Raw genomic sequence first — 18,773 nt, forward strand, 5'->3', positions numbered from 1 at the left:
CTCAAGCGGGCGTCACGATGGAAGCCAGCAGCTTCTCGTAATCGGCGAAAGAACGGCGGTACAGCTTGCTGGGGTCGATACGCCCGTTCATGCGTTCAAACACCCGGGTCAAAAATTCGGGGAATACGGCGTAAATGAATTCCGGGTCGATGTCCTTAAAGTCGTCCCCATGGATTGTTCCCGTAAAACCGCTGTACCCAATCTGAATGCAGGGGATCATAAAGGATAAATCACCGATGTCGCCGGCCGCGCTGATCGCGTTATTGTTCAGACAATCGCTGATTTCCCCGGTTTCGCGGAACGCTTCCAGCACGAATTCCGATAAATACCGGTCCTGCACGAACGGCAAATACCCCATCTGTGTCTCGATGGCGACCTCGCCCTGCAGCGCCAGCGCGCTGCCTTTGGCGGCGTCGTCCATTTTCGCGGCCACCTCGGTCATATAATCGACGGTTTGAGTCCGCAGATCCGTGCCGACCGTAATCTGGTTCGGTATGACGTTGGTGGACATATCGGAGGACATCACGATGGGGTTCATGCGCACCTTCTCCGCATCCTTGAGCTGCTGCCGGCATAGGCCCAGCGCCACGTTGAACAAAGTGGACATGCTGTACGCGTTGTTTCCCGAAAACGGATCAAATCCGGCGTGGCTTGCCTTGCCCTTAAAGCTGTACTTCTTGTACAAAAATCCGGCCAAATCGCAATTGATCTCAATCGTCCGCCGCGGGTATTCCCCGCCCATGGCGTGAACGCAGATCCCGATATCGATGCCGTCAAAGACGCCCAGCTTCATCGCTTCCGGTTTTCCGCCGTAATAGGAGATTTTCCCCTGCTTCAGCAATTCTTCCCGGTAGGCCAGATCAAGGTATTCCTCGGCAGGCACAAAAACGAACGAAAGTGTATAATCATACCCCTCATACGCTTTCGTCGTCAAGAAATAGTTGTACAGGGCGAGCGCGATGGCGACTTGCGTATAATGGCCGCAGTTATGGGCCGCCCCGGTCTCTTCGTCCGCCCGCCAGTGAGTCGGCGCGTAAACGGCGTCCAACTCGGCGATAAACGCGATATGTAACGGCTTGCCCGGTCCGAGCGTCGTTTTGATACCGGTGGTGCTGAACGTTTCCAGGGAGGCGTCGGGGTTGACTTTCCGCAAATAATCCGACACCAATGCGCTTGTTGAGAACTCCTTGTAACCCAGCTCGGGATGGTCGAAAATCGTTTTTCCGATTTTGGCGATCTCTTCATACTGTTGTTTGAAAAACAATTTGTTTCACCTCCACAAATCCAAGTTTGTATAAATATAAGTTAAATCTTATTTGAATGCAGCGAATCATGTCAATATTTGTTGAAAAAAAATTTCTGCCGAATCAGCGCCACCGCATACAGCAGAAGCGGCATCAGTAACAGGGCAACAAAAGAAAACCCCGTTCCTCCGGTCGGAAAAAATTTCAGCATCTGCTGAAAATTTTTGGCCGTCCAGATGCTGAAAACCCCGATGAGCAGGCCGACCGGAAACACGAGGAAACGGTAGTTGTCCAGCTTGAGCCATTGCGCCGTACTCACCGTCAAGGAATAGTACCACATGGAAATTTGCACAAAACCGCCCAGCATCCAAAGCGCCATCACAATCGCCTCCACATGGGAAAAGAAGTCCGAAATGCTGATGTACCGCGATGCCGAAAGCGTCGGAAAAGTGAGGTTGGCCGTAGCTTCCCCATACAGGAACAAGCAGGTGAAATTGGTGATCACCATCGTGAACATCATCAGCGCGACCGCGAATATCCCTCCTTTTAAGGTCTGATCCCCTTGGCGGACCGACGGGTAAAAAGAGTAGATAAACAAAAACTCCATAAACCAAACCGAGGGCTCCAACGCCCCCTTTAAAGCGGGACGAATCCCCAGTCCGAATACGGGAAGCATGTTCGTAAATTTGTAATCGGGCAATAGCAATAAAAAGATGGCCAGCACAAACAAAAAGAACAGCGGACCGTAGATCAATCCGAACCTCCCGATAACTTCCACGCCCGCCCTGACCGCAAAAGAACACGTCAGCACAATGCTGGCGATAATAATGACGAGCGGCGTTTGCGACAAGAACGCTTGAACGGTAAATTCCGCATATTCCCTGACGATTAACCCGATCGCGTCGATCTGGAAAAACAGGATCACGGCGATGAACGCGTTTCCCAGCGTTTTTCCGAGTACGCGCTGCACATACTGGATCAACGTCTCTCCCGGAAACATCCGGTGCAAGCTCCACGTCAGCCATACGATGAGAAGCCCGAACACCGAACCGAGAACGGGGGATATCCACATATCCTGCTTGGCTTGCGCCGCGGTGAACGACGGCACGACGAGAATCGAGGTGCCTCCGACCATCAAATACATCATAAAGGCAAGTTGTATATTCGAAATCTTTTCCTTTTCCATACGGTACGCACCTCTATCCCTCGGGAGTCAATAACATCCAGATGGGGCGGAACACGTAGTTGATCAGTTCGGTGGGACCGGGCAAACCGGGGACGAACAACAACACAAGGCCCAGCCCCCAGCCTCCTAAGGTCAGGACGGCAAATGCGATTTTTTCTTTCTTTTTTCCCGCCCGCAGCAGGGGGAGCTCATACAGAAACAAGGCGGCGGCCAGCAGGCTGATGCCGATCACTTTTAAACCGATCATGCTTTTCCCTCATTTATGCAGGCTTTTCCCGGAAAAACCCGGCGACAAGATGCGAATCTTGGCTGCGGCAAGTATGTCGACGTTCGGAAAAATATCGTTCCATCGGCTTTCCTCCCTGGCCCATTGCCGGGGATATTTCCGCCAAAACGCGTCCGCCGCCCCAAAAACGTCCGCCCGGCTTTCCGCTTGAATCTGACTGAAGGCCTGTTCCACTTTTTGCGCCAGCTTCCGGTTTAACAGTTTCTCCAAGCGCGGCAGCTCCTCCGGCTTCGTCACATCGACCGCCGATTCGTTCTGCTGCACGACCGCTTCGCCTTCCACCAGCACCGTCAACCTCCACCGATCACCGCAGATCTCCGGGACCAGCTTGGCGCGCGACTTGATAATGCGGACGGACATAAGCCCCTCTTCCTCTTCTTTCTTTCCTTCTACGGGGAACGTCATGTTCAATACGTTCAGTTCACCCCGGATCAACTGCGTTTCCCGGCGGACGTCTTCATTGAATTCGCCCGCCAGCTTCCCGTCTTTCAGAACCGCAACGCCGGAAATGACCGGAAAGGAATAATCGCTGCCCTGCTCCCGCTTAATTTCGATCAGCGGCAAAACGGCAGCCTTTGACCGGCCGGTCAGCATCTGGTTTAAATCTTTCATCGTAATCCCCATCCCCATCGACAGATTGGACAATTCCCGAAGCGCTTCGGAGCTGTCCCGTTCGATGCGGGTGCTCATGCTTAGAATATCTTTGGCTTTACCCTTGCTGACGAAAACATGAGCCCGCTCGCGCGGTTGGGGATGGCGGAACAGGAAATCGATCTGATCCAGAACTCCTTTCCGGGCAAGCTGTTCGCCCAGCACGTATACCTCGCTGTGACCCCAGAACACTTGGCGGGGAAGCTGTTCCTGCAATTTGGCCGCAGCGTCCGCGAAATCGGCTCCGCGTATGCTCTGCACGATAACCTGGCCGCCGCCGGTACCGTCCGCGCCGCCGGTTTCCAGTCCGCCGCCCCCGCCGGACGCTTGGCTGGGAGTGTACACCTGTACGGAAAGTTCAATGCCTCCGTTCTTGCCTTCATCGAGTCCGGCCGCCATGATTAAAGCCAAATCGTTAACCTCCGTCCGATCCCAACAGCCCGACAACAGCGGAAACATTCCGAGCAACACCCATACGGCGAGCCGGTATTTGCCGGGCTTCATCGGCCTTGGCCCTCCCGCCCCGGACGCTGACCCGCACCCTGGCGGTAGCGATTCAGGACGCCGATACGCGGCCTGCGGTTCATTTTCCAGAAAGGGGCGCGGACCATCGTATCCTTCAAAGCGTTGACGCTTGTGTACGTAACCGGCGATACGTACGGTACCCCGAAGGAACGCAGTGCGAACAAATGGGTTAGAATGATCGTAAGCCCCATCATTAATCCGAAGAAACCGAGGAATCCGGCCAGAAACATCATCGGAAACCTTAGCAGCCGGATGGAAATGCCCAAGGTGAAGTGGGGAATCAGAAAGGAGGCGATGCCGGTGATCGCGACCACCATCACCATCGGGGAAGAGACGAGGCCCGCCGAGATCGCCGCCTGTCCAATGACCAGCGCCCCCACGATGCTGACCGCCGCGCCGATCTGCTTCGGCAGCCTCACTCCGGCCTCCCTTAGCGCCTCGAAGGTAAACTCCATCAACAGCGCTTCCACCAGGGCGGGAAACGGGATTTGTTCCCGGGAAATCGCCATGTTGAGCAGCAGCGTAGTCGGAATCATTTCCTGATGAAACGTGACGATCGCCACGTAAAACGAGGGACCGATCAAAGCGATACACGCAAACAGGTAACGCAGCCAGCGAATAGCCGAAGCAATATAATAACGCTGATAGTAATCCTCGGGGGATTGCAGAAACGCAAAAACCGTTGTCGGCGCGATCAGCGCGATCGGCGTTCCTTCGACCAGTATGGCCGCCCTGCCCTCCAACAGTCCGGCCGCGACCACGTCCGGACGCTCCGTCGACTGCAGCTGCGGAAACGGCGAGTATGGATTGTCCTCGATCAGCTCTTCAATGTAACCGCTCTCGAGCACACCGTCCACATCGATGCGTTTCAGCCGCTTTTGGATTTCCGCGATGAGCGCGGAATCCGCAACACCGTGCAAATAAGCGATCACGACCTTGGTTTGGGAATACTGGCCGATTTCCATGGCCCGCATCTTCAATTCGGGCGACTTCAGCTTGCGGCGGATCATCGATACATTGACCGTCAGCGTTTCCACAAAGCCTTCCCGGGGGCCGCGCACGACCGATTCCGCTTCTGGTTCCGAAATCGACCGCTTGTCCCATTTGGCCAGGCTAAACGAGATTCCCTCCACTTCACCGTCCATCAACAGCACCGGATTGCCGTTGCCGATTTCCGCAACGATTTGCTCAAACGAGAGGGTTCGGGAAAACGCGGATACGGGCAAACATGCGCACAGGCCATCCAGTCCCTCCCCTTCCGGCAGCTTCAACGCGGGTCCAAGAATCTGTTCGTCGATCTTCTCCGTATCGGACAAACCGTCCAAATATACGAGCACCGCCCGCTTTCCGCCGCAGTTGAAATCATGAAACACGGCGTCAAAGCTATCCGCGTAGACCTCGTACAGCCGCGCGGCATTTTCATCCAAACGCGGCGCTATTGTTGTCTCGCCAATGTTCTGCATCGCCGCTCCTCCCAAGCCATGGCTCGTTTCTGTGGCTGTCGTCGGACATCCTTACCTTATTATGGTCAATGCGTTCTGAAAAATTCAGCAAACCAGTGATATCCATTCTTTTGGCCGTATACGGTTTAAGAAAAAAGCTAAAGAGTAAGTGGCTGAGGGGGCTGTCCAAACGGCTCGCGTATTGTCCCTGCCTGCTGCCTTTTCAAGATTATCCCTTTCGTTAAGGGAGCAGCAGGCGAGGGTTGGGGCTAAGGTAAGGGATCAAGAAAATCATTCCGAAATATATCCGGCACAGACTCTATCCCGCTCCCGGTAAAAATCCCCAAGCTGATCCTGCTCATAGGCGTAGCCCGCCCGGATCAGCAGATCCTCCCGGCCGCGGGCAGAAACGAGTTGCAGGCCGACGGGAAGGCCCTCGGAGGTTAGACCGCACGGAATCGACAAGGCCGGCACCTCCGCCATATTGAAAATGCCGGTGTAGCGGGTCATCGCGTCAAAAACGCTCTCCGTATAGGGGCCGAACCGCACCTCGTCGACGCCGATTTTCCGCGCCGGAATCGGAATGGTGGGCGTGGCCAGCACATCGATGCTTTCCCGGAACAGGCGGGCGAATTTTTCCGCATACCGTTCCTTCGCCTTCAGCGCCTCGATATACCGCAAAGCGGTGATCTCCAGCGACGATTCCAGCAAAGCTCTCGCATCCTCTCCGTATTGGGACAGGCAGCACTCCATCCTGCTCCGGTGGACATAGCCGGCCTCCGAGGCGGCGATGGTCAGCGACGTTTCCGCGTTTCCGGCCACAAACGACACGTCCGTGTCGATCAGGATCGCGCCGAGCGCCTCCAGCGCTTCCAGGGCGCGCAGGTACAGACCGTAAGTTTCCTGATCGATGCGCTCGTTAAAATAACTGGTGGGCACGCCGATCCGCAGCCCCCGAATATCTGTCTTCAGGTCGGGCAGATAAGACTGCCCCAGCATGGCCCCGGCCAACACCGCCAAATCGCTCATCGTGGACGTGATCGGACCGACATGATCCAGCGTCCACGATACATAAAACACCCCTTTTGTCGGCACCTTACCGTAGGTCGGCTTCAGGCCGATGACGCCGCAGGAAGCTGCCGGGATGCGTACCGAGCCGCCCGTATCCGTACCGATCGAAGCCGCGGTCAAGTCGGCGGCCACCGCCGCCGCCGATCCGCCGCTGGAGCCGCCCGGCGTATATTCCCGATTCCACGGATTGTGGACGGGACCGTAGTGCGGATTGTTGGAAGTTACGCCGAGGGCGTACTCGTGCAGATTATTTTTGCCAAGCAGAATGGAATCCTTGAGCAGCAGCTGCTGAACGACCGCCGCATTTTTATAAGGCACGTTATAAGCGTCGATGGAAGAGCCGTTGGTCGTGCGGATTCCTTTGGTGTCGATGTTGTCCTTGTAAGCGAGCGGGATGCCGTACAGCGCACCGGTCTGTTCGCCGGCCCTGGCTTTGGCCTCAAGCCGTTTCGCTTCCAGAATCGCCCGCTCCTTGGCGATCGTAATAAACGAGTTCAGCGCGGGATCTTTGAGCAAGATTCGTCTCAAATACCTTTTTGTGATTTCCAGCGGGGTAAACAAGCGGCCGGAGTAACCGTTTTGCAGCTCCCTGATCGTGATTCTCCCCATTTGAAGCCTCTCCTTTCTACCAAAACCCGATGAAAGTGAGAGAATGCGATGCGCGCATCCTCTCTTGCAATCTATTCGGAAAATGATAGAAAGGTATGGGCCAACCCTTCGCTTGCAAACTTTCCAAAAAACACTGACAAAACATTTGCTCCATAAGAAATTCGCCTCTCGCCATACTCTCTAAGAATACTTTTCAGATATCTTAAAAACAGCGGAGCCTCCGAATCGTTGTTCGGAGGTTCCGCATTTTGATTTATGGCTGTTCACCGTCCCATTGCCGGATCAAAACCTCGGCGTCCGCGTTTAGGACGGCCTTCGCGCGTTCATCCCCTTCCCGGGCCAAAGCCGGGTTGTTCAGGTGCTTCAGGAAATCGCGCATATGCTTAGCCGCCTTATCGGGGCGTCCTTTATCCAACTCGCGCCGCGCCTGTTTGAGGTTGTTGGCGAGCGGCTTGATGAGAGGACGGCTGAGCTCCGGCGCAAACCGCTCCAACAGTTTGGTCATGGAGGCGATGCTGGTCGTGACGTGAAATTCGAAAGTGCCCTTGAGCTCGTTCCCTGCCGCATCCAACGCGCTGATTTCGGCAACATGGCGGCCGGCTTTCCCCGCCAAATTGATTTCGACGCTGGTTCCTTTCGTCAAATCCACCGTGTATACGGCTCCCGTCACCGTAATCCGCGCGGCCGTAAGCTCCGACTGATCATCGGACACCTGGAACGTTAAAGGCAGGAAGTCGTCAAAAGAATCCCCTTCCGCCAGTTCGGCTCCGCCCGCGAGCAGCTTGAATCCCGGCGGCGTTTGATCCTGCCGCAGCGGCAGCGCCGCGGATAAGGGCGATTCGCCTGACAGATCCGTGTGGCTGATCTTATAGTAATAGTTCGCCGCCGGATTCAGGCCGCTGTCCGTGAACTCCGTTTCCTTGCCATGGTAGACCGGTTCGTACGTTCCGTCTGCACGGGTGGACCGGTACAAGGTGTAAGCTATCGCGCCGAGCGCCTTGTTCCAGCTAAGCGAGGCCGAACCCGCGTTCTCCCCGTGGGCGCGAAGCCCTTGCAGCGGGTCCTCCGGCAGCGAATCGTCCACGATCATGATCCAGTTGATCAGCGGATCCTGCGCCGCCGTGTTTCGCACCGTGATCTCGATCGTCCCGTCCGTCACATCCGCGGCATGGCCGTACACCCGGTTTGCAATGAAGGTGATCGCCGTTTTCTTTTCCCCGTTGATATATAAGTCGGCTTTGCGCGTACTGTTTCGCCAGATGTCGTTAAAGCCGGTATAAACCGTGTAGGTTCCGTTATCAACCGTGAATTTATAGGTTAGATCGGTCCCGGCGGGAGAGTTGACGACGTTGCCTCCATTCAAATACCTTAGGGTCGTAAAAATATCCCCGCTCTCCGCACCGGCTGGTTTGGAAGCTGTCCCAAGATACCCCCAAGCCGCGGGATCGCCCGGATCGTACGCTTGTTCCGGCGTGCCCTTATTGAGCAGCGCCGCTTCAAGGTAAGAGGCCATCAGCCGGTAATCGCTCGTCTCCTGACCGCCGCTGTTCACGAAATAAATCGTGTTTTTCGGAACGGCGTACAGGCTGAACTGCAGTGTTTTGCCGCCCAATTCCGGCAGCGTTGCCTGCAGCGAATAAACGCCCGGCAGCGCAAACGTACCGGCACCCAAAGGCTGGCCGCCAACGGTCCAAACGACTGGTGTCGTTATGGAAGCCGAAGCGCCGTGCGGCGTCACCTCGATTTCAATCGGCAAATTCAGAAGCGTGCCGGTTTCAATCACTTCCGGCAGTTCCACTTCGGCTTCCACGCCGCCCATATGGTCCAAGATATCCGGTGTCCAGCTGCTATACCATTTAATCGAGATGTCCGTCCCCTGGCCGAATTCGATCGGCAGCCAAATGTATTTCGCGCCGCCGTTCGCCGAAAAATTGCCGCCGTTCCAGTTGTCGCCCATATAAATGAACTTGCCGCGTTCCGGATCGACCGGAATCACGTTTGTCGTCTGCGAACCGAAAGCCTTGGCCGGATCGGGATCGCTTGGCGACGTGCGCACAAACGGATTTTTCAGCGGCGACCACGGTCCGAAAATATCATCGGCCACGCTGAACATATTTTCGTTAGGGGACCATCCGGTCGCGCCCGAGGTCAGCAAATAATACTTGCCGTTATATTTGAACACGGCCGGCGCTTCGCGCACCCCTCCGGGGAATACTCGCACATAATCCTCGCCGTAAACGCCTTTGTAAACCGCATCGCGAACGGGATTGCCGTTTTCTTCCACGTTCCCGTCCTTATGCCAGCCGACTACGTCCGAATAATCGTCGAGCAGCTTGGAAATGTAAATCGTCCGGTTTTCCTCGCTGGAGTAAATCAGATAAGCCGTGCCGTCGTCGTCCTTGAACAGGTTCATATCCCGCGCCATGCCCGGGTTGCCGGGCTGATAGTCGACCTGATCCGGCGGGCATTGATCCATGCGGTAGCTGCGCTGGTATACGAACGGCCCTGTCGGCGAATCGCTGATCGCGTATCCGGCCTGGGCCTTTCCGTAGTTTTGCGCGTTGTTTTCGGGATTTTTGTCCCCGTCGATATGGGCCCACATCACGTATTTCTGCGTTCTTTCATTATAGATGACCTTGGGTCTTTCAATGATCCGGCCAACGCGAATGTCCGCCCAGATGTTGTAAGTATCCGTCCGCCCGGCGTACAGCTCGGAAATAAGCGGATCGTCGGTAAAATCGGCCATCGATTTCACCATTGTCAACGCCATGCCTTCATCCTTCCAGTTCAGCAAATCCGCCGAAGAATAAACGCGCACCCCGGCCGCCGGCCAAGCGCCTTGATGGTATTCACCGTACCAGTAATATTTTTGCGTCTTGTCATCGAACATCACTCCGGCGCCATGGGCGTCGATCGGATCGCCGCTCGTATCCGCCCAGATTTGGTCCGGCGTAAACGCCGTTCTCACCGTGCTCGCCCCCAGCGGTTCGGACTGGGCCGAAACGTTAGGAACCGGGCCAAAATGAACTAAAACCAACGCAGCGACAAGGAAAAGCAATAAAGGTTTGGCGAGGCGTTTGAGCATCAAAATATAAATTCCCTCCTTGAAATGAAATGGTTGCTCTGCCGGGATAGCGGAGAGCTGACGTCCATCGGCATCCGCCCTCCGTCTCACGTTTTGCGTGAACTCCCGGCCAGCTATCCGCTGCATGACGGCAAGCAGTCTACCGGATCAGCAGCGTCGATCGCCGAGGTCACTCGCCCAGCTGCGCTTTATACGCGTCCAGTTGCTTTTGCAGCTCGGCCAGCACTTTGTCGTACCCGGCCTGCTTCAGTTTGCTGCGGAACTCCTCCACCGCCGCTGCCGGATCGCCCGCCTTGCCCATTACGATCGCCGGACCGAGTTCCCCGGTTACTTGCGAAATCGCCGTCAGCTCCGCTTCCACGGGCGTCTTGTCGAACACGAATTGCCCGTAAACGTAAGGCTTTTTGAGCTTGTCGTATTCGGCGTACAGCGTCTCTTCGATCTGATCCCAGGTCGTTTCGCTCGGAATTTCAAACTTGTCGACCCGGCCGCCCCAGAAATCGGAGTAGAAGTTGTCTCTGGCGTCGTCATACCCTTCAGGACGGGCGCGTTTGCCGTCCTTGATCACGTATTGCACCCCTTCGATGCCGTAGTTGAGCAAGTGGTAAACCTGCTCGTTGTTGCGGATCAGGTCGTAGGCCATCAAAGCGCGCTCCGGGTTTTTGCTGTGCGCGCCAACCGAAGTGCCGCCGTGCGTGATCGACAGCTCCATCAGGTTCGTGCCGCGCGTCCGGGAGAACGGGAACATTTGCAGCTCCGACCCCGGCTGCAGCCGGTCCATCTCCACCCGCAAGCCGGAGAACGTCTGGGTGTGATGCTGGTCAAGGCCGGACAGACCCGCCTTCAACGCGTCCCGGTTATTGTTTTTGTTGTTCAGCGCATCCTCGCGCCAGAAGCCTTTATCGGCCCAGCTTTTCATCATCGTCGCGTAGTCCAAGAACACGTCCTCGAAAACGGGGCTGACGACGGTAAATTTCTCTTCATAAGATTTGGCCGTGTAGACCGGCAGTAAACCGGTCGAGATCGGCAGCTCCAGCTCGTCGGTGTAGGACTGCACGAATCCGCCCCATGTCTGCGTGCCCGATGCGGCGTCCCAGGGAATGACATCCGGTTTGTTGTCCTTGATATACTGCAGGTACTTCCCGATGCCTTCCCAATCCTTGATCGGTTCGGTGATCCCGGCTTCCTTCGCCCAGTCGCCGCGGTAGAAAAAGCCGTGGTTCACCCACTGCGTGTAATCGTTTTCCGGAATCAGCACGATTTTGCCGTTGTACATGCTTTCCTTCCAATCTTCCTCGGGAACCGACTTCCACGTTTCCGGCGCGTATTTGGGCAGCAGTTCATCAAGGTTCATAAACGCGCCGCGCTGCGCGTTGCCCCACGTGTCCAGCCAGTCCGTGCCGATCGTGATCAGATCGTACGGCTCGCCGGAAGCCAGCGCGAGATTGTATTTCGTCTGCCAGTCGGCCCATTCGATCCATTTCCATTCCAGTTCGGCGTTGATCTTTTCCTTCATGATTTTGTTCACTTCGGCCAGCACCTTTTCGAACTGCCCGTTTTTCGGCTTGTCGCCAAGCACCAGATAGCTGATCTTGACGAACTTCGACGTGTCGATATCTCCGCTGTCCTCCGTGCCGGGATTCGCCGAGTTCCCCCCGGAATTGCCGGCGCTCCCTTTCGCGTCTCCGCCTCCGCCGCCACCCCCGCCGCACGATGCCAGCACGAACACGAGCATCGCCGTCAGCAGCAGGCTTAACCCTTTTTTCCACTTGCTCATGGAATTGACCTCCCTTTTGAATAGGTGTTGAGGTTATTCAAAAAGTCATCTTTTGAAGATATAAGAAAGAGTTGACTACAAAGTATCGGCTACCTGACTTCTTGAACTCTCACTTAAACGTATGACCTCCTCAGCCTTTGACCGCACCGACCGTAATCCCTTTGATAAAATAGCGCTGTACGAACGGATAAAACAAAATAACCGGCCCCGTCGCCACGATCGCCGTGGCCATCTTCATCGATTCGAGCGGCACGTCGCGCAGTTCCACGTTGGAAGCCGCCGCCGAGTTGCGGATAAAGTCGGCGCTGGTGATCACGTTATACAGGAACAATTGCAGCGGCCGGTACTTCACATCCGGCGACAGGAACAGCATCGAGTTGTACCATTCGTTCCAATAGCCGAGGGCGATGAACAGGCCGATCGTGGCCAGCGCCGGCGTCGTCATCGGCAGGATCAGCCGCACGAAAATCGTAAAGTCGCCGGCCCCGTCGATTTTGGCGGATTCGGTGATCGCATGCGGAATCGAACGGACGAAGCTTTTCATCATGATGATCAGAAACGGGCTGAGCAGCCCCGGCAGCAGCACCGCCAGATAGTTGTCTTTTAAACTCAGGTACTGCGTCACAAGCAGATAAAACGGCACCAACCCGCCGGAAAACAGTGTCGTAAAATATATGAAAAAAGAAATTTTATTGCGGTACTGGAAATCGGGCCGCTGCAGCGCGTACCCGGTCATGGCCACCAGGAACAGCCCCACCGCCGTCCCCACCACGGTGATGCCGATCGTCACGAGGTAGGAGCCGACGATGAGCCCCGGGTTCTCAAACACGATTTTGTAGGAAAACGTGCTGAATTCCCTGGGCCAAAAATTGAAGCCGTATTTTTTGATTGCCGCCTCCGCCGTAAAAGAAGTGCCGAGTACGAGCAGAAACGGCAGCAGACAGAACAGCGAGAACAGGCCGATGAACACATAGCCGACCAGTTTGACGACGATCCCGCTCAAATCCGTGCGTATGCTGCGGGTTTCGTGGGTATCATCCATGCGCGCCGCCTCCTAGAAGAGAGAGTTGTCGGGGGAGATTTTTTTGACCAGCCAGTTGGCCGTGATCACCACGAAAAAGCCGAACACCGATTGGTACAGGCTGACCGCGCTGCCGATGGAGAAGTTGAAGTTGGTCATGAGCGCGCGGAATACATAGGTTTCGATAATGTCCGTCGTGGCGTACAGCGCTGTGTTGTTGGCCCCGACGAGGTTGAAGAACAGGCCGAAATTGCCGCGGAGAATGCCGCCCAGCGAGAACAGCAGCAAAATGATGAACGTCGGCTTCAGCCAGGGGAGCACGATGTAGCGGATGCGCTGGAATGCGTTCGCCCCGTCGATCTCCGAAGCTTCGATGATTTCGTTGTCGAGCCCCATAATCGCCGCGAAATAGACGATGGAGCCGTAACCCGTCGACTGCCATAAGTAGGTCAGCACGATAATGAAAGGCCAGATGCTCGCATTGGAATATGTTTTGACCGGGTCCATGCCAAGCGAGGTTAAAATGCTGTTCAGCAGCCCGTAGTCGTAGCTGAGCACGTTGTACGCGATCAGGCCGATCAGCACCGCCGAAATGAAATGCGGCAGGAACATGAGCGTCTGGGTCACTTTTTTGAACCATTTCTGGCGGATTTCGTTAAGGAAAACGGCGACGACGATTTGCAGCACGTTCCCCAGTAAGATAAAAGCCAGATTGTACACGACCGTGTTAAAAGTCAGCCGCCACAGGTCCCCGGTCATCACGAGAAATTTGAAGTTGTCGAAGCCGACGAACGGACTGCGGAAAATGCCGTCCGTGTAGTTGTATTTAATGAACGCAAGATACAGGCCCGGCATCGGCAAATAAGCGAATACGATGAAAAACAGGATGGCCGGCAGGCACATCAGCAGCAGCGTTCGGTTGTTGCGGAAACGTCTCCAGCGGCCGCCGCCATGAAGCGGCTGGCGGCGATGCCGCCCGGTTTGCGCCTGCGTTTGCGAAACGGTTGCCATTTACGGCGCCTCCTTTCATACCGGTATAAAATCGAGCGACTCCAGCTTTCCGTGAGCCTGCGGATCAACGGCCTCAAGAAAGATGGATAGCGGTTCGCCTTCCGCGCCAAGCCATGGACCCGGCAAATAAAACGAGTCCGCGCTGCCTCCGGCGATCACCGGCCTTGCCGCGCCTCCCGGGAGCCACAGCCGGCCGACGATCCGCTCGCCCATGAACACCGTGAGCTTCAGGCCGGAGCCGGCTGCTCGTACTCGCCAGCCCTTGCCCGCCGCGGAGCTCTTCACGCGGCCAAGCAGCCAGCCGGCGGCGCCGGAAGCGAGCGTCAGCGGCAGCTCCTGCGCAGCGGCGGACGCTTGGACCGCTTCGGCGCTGGCCGTTAGCTGCGGCTCCTCCGCGGCGAAGACGGCGAACCCTTTGGCCGCATAGCCTTCATAAATGATGACGCGTCCGGCGGATTGCCCAAGGGTTCGCTTCAAGTACACCGTCAACCGGACGGTTTCACCATGGGTAACGTAAGGGGTGATATCGATGAACGGATCAAACCGCTGAACCGGGCCCGCATCATTCCCGTTGACTTCGAGCCGCGCCTCGGCCTCCAGGTCCTTAAAATGCAGCACCCACGTATCGGCGCCTTCCAATGGCCCGAACTCCCTGCGGAAAATTTCATGCGACCGCTGGTCCGCCGTCAGCCAACCGCCAAAGCCGACCAGCGGCCACAGCGATTCATCGGCGGGGTCAATCCTGGCGATCTTATCCATCTTGTCGATCATCTCTGCCTTATCGATCATCTCTGCCTTATCGATCATCTCTGCCTTATCGATCATCTCTGCCTTATCGATCATCTCTGCCTTGCCGGTCTTGCCGGTCTTGCCGGTCTTGCCGGTCCCGCGGACTTCCGCAACGCCTGACCCGATCGCCTCAGCCGCCCGCTGGAACACGCGCCAGTTGGAGCTGATGTCGCGGACGCGGGTAACCGCCGTGAGTCCGCCGATGCCCTTCAGCGCCGGCAGTCTGAGCCCCGGGAGCCGGGCATCGTCGAAATTGGTGTGCCCCCAAATTTCCGCCCTGGCTTGCAGCCCAAGCGTCCCCCCTGGGAAATCCTCCATTTCGGCCGAAATGAAGGCGCTCCTTCCTCCAGGGGTCACTGTTCCGATGTACCGGCCGCCCGCGTACAGCGAAATGACGTCGCTGCCTTGGCGGACAAGAAAACCTCTGATTTTCGCGCCCACCGGCACTAAGGCGGATGCTTCGTACCAAGCAAACCCCCGGTAAACGCCCAATTGCTCCAGAAACGGCGCCTGCGAGCTTGCTTCGCCGACCTTGTCAGCATACGCACCCAGCTTACCTCCATCCGCCAAGCTTAAGCGCCAGTTCGCAGCAACGTTATCTGCGGGCTGCTCCGTTTCGGCTGACGGCAGGGTGACTGTCATCTTGCCGTTTATCGAGATACCCTCGGTATAAAGCGCTTTCAAATGGTCAGTGACGATCAGGGTCAACAACCTTCCATCCTCCAACCGGATTCGGCACAAAGCCGTCCCGGTCCCGGCAAACCTGACGCGCAGCTGGCGATCCGTTTGTTCAAGCGTCGCCTGTTCCGCCGCTGCCGACGCCACCGGCGCATCGATCGCCAGCGCTATTTCCCCGTTTCCCGCCGCATGGAAAGCCAACACCGTTCCCCCTTCCTGCCGCTCCGCCATATAAAGCTCGGCCGTCGAATAAACAATACGTCCTGGCAGGCCCCAAACGGACAATGGCACATCGACCGGCAAAGCCAGGGATCTTAAGCCGGAAAGCTTCAGTGTTCCGGAGGACGGGGGAAGCAGGCCTTCATCCGCCGCTCGCAGCGCGATCCGTTTGTCGCGCTCATCCCCGTTGGTGATGAAAACAAGCTGACCACCGCCTGCTAGCCCCAGCGCAAAGGGACCAAAAACATGTTCCGTGTCCCCCTCGGCCTTCCACGCCGGCTTAGCGGCAGGCTCCGCTTCCGCCAGCGCCGCTCCGTACGCGCGGATCAGCCTGCCGAGCAGCCTGCCTTCATACGCTTCCGGACGAATATGCCCTTCCGGAGAGATCATCCCCCCAAAGTCGTAGTCCGAGGCGAGGAATGCCAGCGGTTTCCCCCAATTGTTCGTTGCGTTCGTAAATCCGAAATTCGTCCCGGATACTTGCAGGTACGGCCCGAGCAGCTTGGCCCCGGCCGACAGCAGCCGGCGCAGCAGGTAATGCGTGCGGTTCGTCTCCGTCACCAGCAGCGGAACATGCAAATCGGCAAGCTTCTCCCGGTAATGAAGCGCCTTGCTCTCGAATTCGGGATCGCGGTCATGCGGGTAAAAATTGCAAGTCGGCACCACGCCTTCCGCCAGCCCCGAGGCTTGAAGCAGCCCGCCCTGTCCGGCGCACGCGGTGAGCGGAACCCGGATTCCATACGTCAAAGCAAGATCGCGAAGCGCGGAAATATACCCCTTGGGGTCGTCGCAATCGTAAAAATCGAGCTCATTGTCCAGTTGCACGCAAATCACGCTTCCCCCTGCACCGGCTTGCTGCTTTTGCAGGATCGGCATGATTTTGTCATACCACCTGCCGACATGCTCCAGGAAAACCGGATCGTTATCCCTTAACTTCATCGGCGGCTGTTTGGCGTAAAGGTAAGCCGGCAGCCCGCCTCCGTCCCATTCGGAGCAGATGTACGGCCCGGGCCGCGCGATCACCCACAGTCCGGATTCGGCGGCCAGGCGCAAAAACGTTTCCGCATCCCGCATCCCCTCGAAATCCCAAACGTTTTCCCGCCGTTCATGAAAGTTCCAAGGAAAATAAACATCGATACTGTTGTAGCCCAGCGCTTTAACCTGCTCCATCCTCTCCCGCCAATGTTCGCGGGGGATTCGGAAGTAGAACAGCGAAGCCGATAAAAGGAGCACGCTCTCCCCGCCGATTCGGACGGCATTGCCGCCAAAGCTTACGGCCGCTTCGGCGCGGACACGGACACGGATACTCAAGCTTGAATCACTCCTCGCCAATTTTTGCTGAATTTTAGTGAAACCCATTTCATGAAATCCGTTTCATTATATGCAAAAAATAATTTTTGGGCATCACGGCCACAGCGAATGAAACGGGTTTCATTTCTGGGAATGGCCACACAGAGGTCTGAAATTCGGAAAAATGCTTTGAAAGTCTCAGGGGTAAAAATAAGCGCAAAAACTGTCGTTATCCCGGCGATATCAGGCAATTCGCGAGAAATAAAGGGAAATTTTGCCGCTATTTTCCCCAGTCGCAAGAAAACCCCTCCGTACTGGGCCATTCTTAGGAAAATAAGTACATAAAATGCCTCTAATGGGGATGAACATGCTACGGCTCCCAATATAAGTACTTAAAGTGCCGCTATTTTGAAGTCGGGAACGGTTGAGCGTACCGGTAGCCGGCTGTCAAACGCCGCTTCTAAATAAAGCCAGAAAAAACACGCTGAAAAACATAGGAGAAATGCAACTTGAAACTCTAATGGATTGCGATTCGCGGTAAGATTACAAGGTCGATTGTAAGTTAGTTGCGGAGAAAGTTGCTGCGATCAATGCATATTACATAAATTTTGGAACGGTTGAATCGTTGGACCGGGGTTGGCCCATGGAATGTAAGGGTTTTCATTCGCTATTTTAGCCTGACGTCACAGGCGTTGTCAACACTTTTATTCAGGCATTCCTCCTCCCTGCTCCCCCTGCTGTGTCAATCGTTATTCGGCAGGGGCGGCGGTGGATTCGCGCACGACCAGCTCGGGCTTGAGCAAGGTTGTCTTGGCTACCTTGTCCTTGGTTATCATTTTGTGCAGAATTTCGGCCGCCGTGCGTCCGAGCTCGTTTGCGCGCAGCGATACGGTGGTCAGCTCCGGAATGCTGTTGGACGCGAACGGAATGTCGTCATAGCCGACGATCGAAATGTCCCCGGGCACTTTCAGCCCGGCTTTGGCGGCCGCTTTGAGCGCGCCGATCGCCACGAGGTCGTTCAGGCAGAAGATCGCCGTCGGCCGCTGCGGCAAACTTAACAGCCGATCCATAAACGCCGTGCCGCTCGCCACGGAAAAACCTTCGTGAAGCATCCATTCCCTCCGCACCGGGATGCCGTGCCGCTCCATCGTTTTCGTGAACCCCGCTATTCGCTGCAGCGTATTCGACATATGCCGATATCCGCCGACAACGGCGATGTCGCGGTGCCCCAGCCCGATGAGATGCCGGGTCGCCAGTTCCGCGCCAAGCCGCTCGTCCGCGGCCACCCGGCTAAGCGATGATCCGGGCAGCCGTCCGTTGATGAGCAGCAAAGGCAGTCTTTTGCCGACCTCGACGACTTCCTCCGTAAGCTCTTTTCCGGGTTTGGCCAGATCGATCCGCCCGCCCAGCATGACGATGCCGTCCACCTGCTTCTCCGTCAGCACGTTCAAATACTGCGATTCGCGGACATACTGGTCGGCGCTGTCCCCGTTGGCGGACACGGTGTCGCAAAGGAAATAAGTATAACCTTGCTTTCTCGCCTCCCGGTCGAACCCGGACAATACCTCCGGAAAAAAAGGATTCGTAATGTCCGGCAGGATGATGCCGATCATCCCCGTCTCCTTTTTGGTCAAACTGCGGGCCAGCGCGTTCGGCTGAAACTGGTATTTGTTAATCAGTTCGTTGATGCGCTCCCGGGTCTCTTTTTTGACCGGAGCCGTATTGTTCAGCACCCGGGAAACCGTAGCCACGGAAACATTCGCCTCTTTCGCGATATCGTAAACTGTAACCGGTTTCACAAAAGTCACCTACTTGGCATTTATTGGGGACGAAACCAAGTATACCAGAATCCTCGTTAAATGAAAACCGGCGTTCCGCCGCGGCTCCCG

General features: G+C 56.2%; 13 protein-coding genes. All 13 read right to left on the reverse strand.

The genetic code is table 11. From position 1 onward, the window contains the following. Position 1: 1 nt before the first annotated feature. The 13 genes from NYE69_RS20175 to NYE69_RS20235 all read right to left on the reverse strand — a co-directional run bounded on the left by NYE69_RS20175 (position 2) and on the right by NYE69_RS20235 (position 18,683). Positions 2–1,264, reverse strand: coding sequence for a M20/M25/M40 family metallo-hydrolase (locus NYE69_RS20175; protein WP_340927606.1), 1,263 nt, complete (start codon positions 1,262–1,264; stop codon positions 2–4). A gap of 71 nt (positions 1,265–1,335) precedes the next feature. After that, positions 1,336–2,430, reverse strand: a complete 1,095-nt coding sequence (locus NYE69_RS20180) for a GerAB/ArcD/ProY family transporter (RefSeq protein WP_340927607.1) — start codon at positions 2,428–2,430, stop codon at positions 1,336–1,338. Positions 2,431–2,443: 13 nt separating this feature from the next. Further along, entirely contained in the window at positions 2,444–2,677 is a 234-nt protein-coding gene (locus tag NYE69_RS20185) for a hypothetical protein (protein WP_036622834.1), read from the reverse strand. Between the two features lie 9 nt (positions 2,678–2,686). Next, positions 2,687–3,871: a Ger(x)C family spore germination protein gene (locus NYE69_RS20190; protein ID WP_340927609.1), complete on the reverse strand. Its 1,185-nt coding sequence runs from the start codon at positions 3,869–3,871 to the stop codon at positions 2,687–2,689. Next, positions 3,868–5,355, reverse strand: a complete 1,488-nt coding sequence (locus tag NYE69_RS20195) for a spore germination protein (protein WP_340927610.1) — start codon at positions 5,353–5,355, stop codon at positions 3,868–3,870. The genes NYE69_RS20190 and NYE69_RS20195 overlap by 4 nt, the downstream gene beginning before the upstream one ends. 270 nt (positions 5,356–5,625) lie before the next feature. Continuing rightward, on the reverse strand, positions 5,626–7,014 hold the full coding sequence (locus tag NYE69_RS20200) for an amidase (protein ID WP_340927612.1): 1,389 nt from the start codon (positions 7,012–7,014) through the stop codon (positions 5,626–5,628). Between the two features lie 253 nt (positions 7,015–7,267). Next, on the reverse strand, positions 7,268–10,099 hold the full coding sequence (locus NYE69_RS20205) for an FIMAH domain-containing protein (RefSeq protein WP_340930458.1): 2,832 nt from the start codon (positions 10,097–10,099) through the stop codon (positions 7,268–7,270). Between the two features lie 169 nt (positions 10,100–10,268). Next, positions 10,269–11,876, reverse strand: a complete 1,608-nt coding sequence (locus NYE69_RS20210) for a DUF3502 domain-containing protein (protein WP_340927613.1) — start codon at positions 11,874–11,876, stop codon at positions 10,269–10,271. 130 nt (positions 11,877–12,006) lie between these two features. After that, a complete protein-coding gene (locus tag NYE69_RS20215) occupies positions 12,007–12,918 on the reverse strand; it encodes a carbohydrate ABC transporter permease (RefSeq protein WP_036622828.1) in 912 nt (303 codons plus the stop codon). A gap of 12 nt (positions 12,919–12,930) precedes the next feature. Beyond that, positions 12,931–13,800, reverse strand: a complete 870-nt coding sequence (locus NYE69_RS20220) for an ABC transporter permease (protein WP_340930459.1) — start codon at positions 13,798–13,800, stop codon at positions 12,931–12,933. Between the two features lie 123 nt (positions 13,801–13,923). Then, positions 13,924–16,905, reverse strand: a complete 2,982-nt coding sequence (locus tag NYE69_RS20225; protein WP_340927615.1) for a beta-galactosidase — start codon at positions 16,903–16,905, stop codon at positions 13,924–13,926. Continuing rightward, complete coding sequence (locus NYE69_RS20230; RefSeq protein ID WP_340927616.1) at positions 16,902–17,183, reverse strand: hypothetical protein; 282 nt, start codon at positions 17,181–17,183, stop codon at positions 16,902–16,904. The genes NYE69_RS20225 and NYE69_RS20230 overlap by 4 nt, the downstream gene beginning before the upstream one ends. Positions 17,184–17,633: 450 nt before the next feature. Beyond that, a complete protein-coding gene (locus NYE69_RS20235; protein ID WP_340927618.1) occupies positions 17,634–18,683 on the reverse strand; it encodes a LacI family DNA-binding transcriptional regulator in 1,050 nt (349 codons plus the stop codon). Positions 18,684–18,773 lie beyond the last annotated feature (90 nt).

The sequence above is a fragment of the Paenibacillus sp. FSL R5-0527 genome (assembly GCF_038008055.1).
GTDB lineage: Bacteria > Bacillota > Bacilli > Paenibacillales > Paenibacillaceae > Fontibacillus > Fontibacillus macerans.

Excerpts from the sequence above, each read along its gene's own strand:
- NYE69_RS20180 (WP_340927607.1), bottom strand. The coding sequence starts at position 2,430 with ATGGAAAAGGAAAAGATTTCGAATATACAACTTGCCTTTATGATGTAT.
- NYE69_RS20185 (WP_036622834.1), bottom strand. The coding sequence starts at position 2,677 with ATGATCGGTTTAAAAGTGATCGGCATCAGCCTGCTGGCCGCCGCCTTG.
- NYE69_RS20190 (WP_340927609.1), bottom strand. The coding sequence starts at position 3,871 with ATGAAGCCCGGCAAATACCGGCTCGCCGTATGGGTGTTGCTCGGAATG.
- NYE69_RS20195 (WP_340927610.1), bottom strand. The coding sequence starts at position 5,355 with ATGCAGAACATTGGCGAGACAACAATAGCGCCGCGTTTGGATGAAAAT.
- NYE69_RS20200 (WP_340927612.1), bottom strand. The coding sequence starts at position 7,014 with ATGGGGAGAATCACGATCAGGGAGCTGCAAAACGGTTACTCCGGCCGC.
- NYE69_RS20205 (WP_340930458.1), bottom strand. The coding sequence starts at position 10,099 with ATGCTCAAACGCCTCGCCAAACCTTTATTGCTTTTCCTTGTCGCTGCG.
- NYE69_RS20210 (WP_340927613.1), bottom strand. The coding sequence starts at position 11,876 with ATGAGCAAGTGGAAAAAAGGGTTAAGCCTGCTGCTGACGGCGATGCTC.
- NYE69_RS20215 (WP_036622828.1), bottom strand. The coding sequence starts at position 12,918 with ATGGATGATACCCACGAAACCCGCAGCATACGCACGGATTTGAGCGGG.
- NYE69_RS20220 (WP_340930459.1), bottom strand. The coding sequence starts at position 13,800 with ATGTGCCTGCCGGCCATCCTGTTTTTCATCGTATTCGCTTATTTGCCG.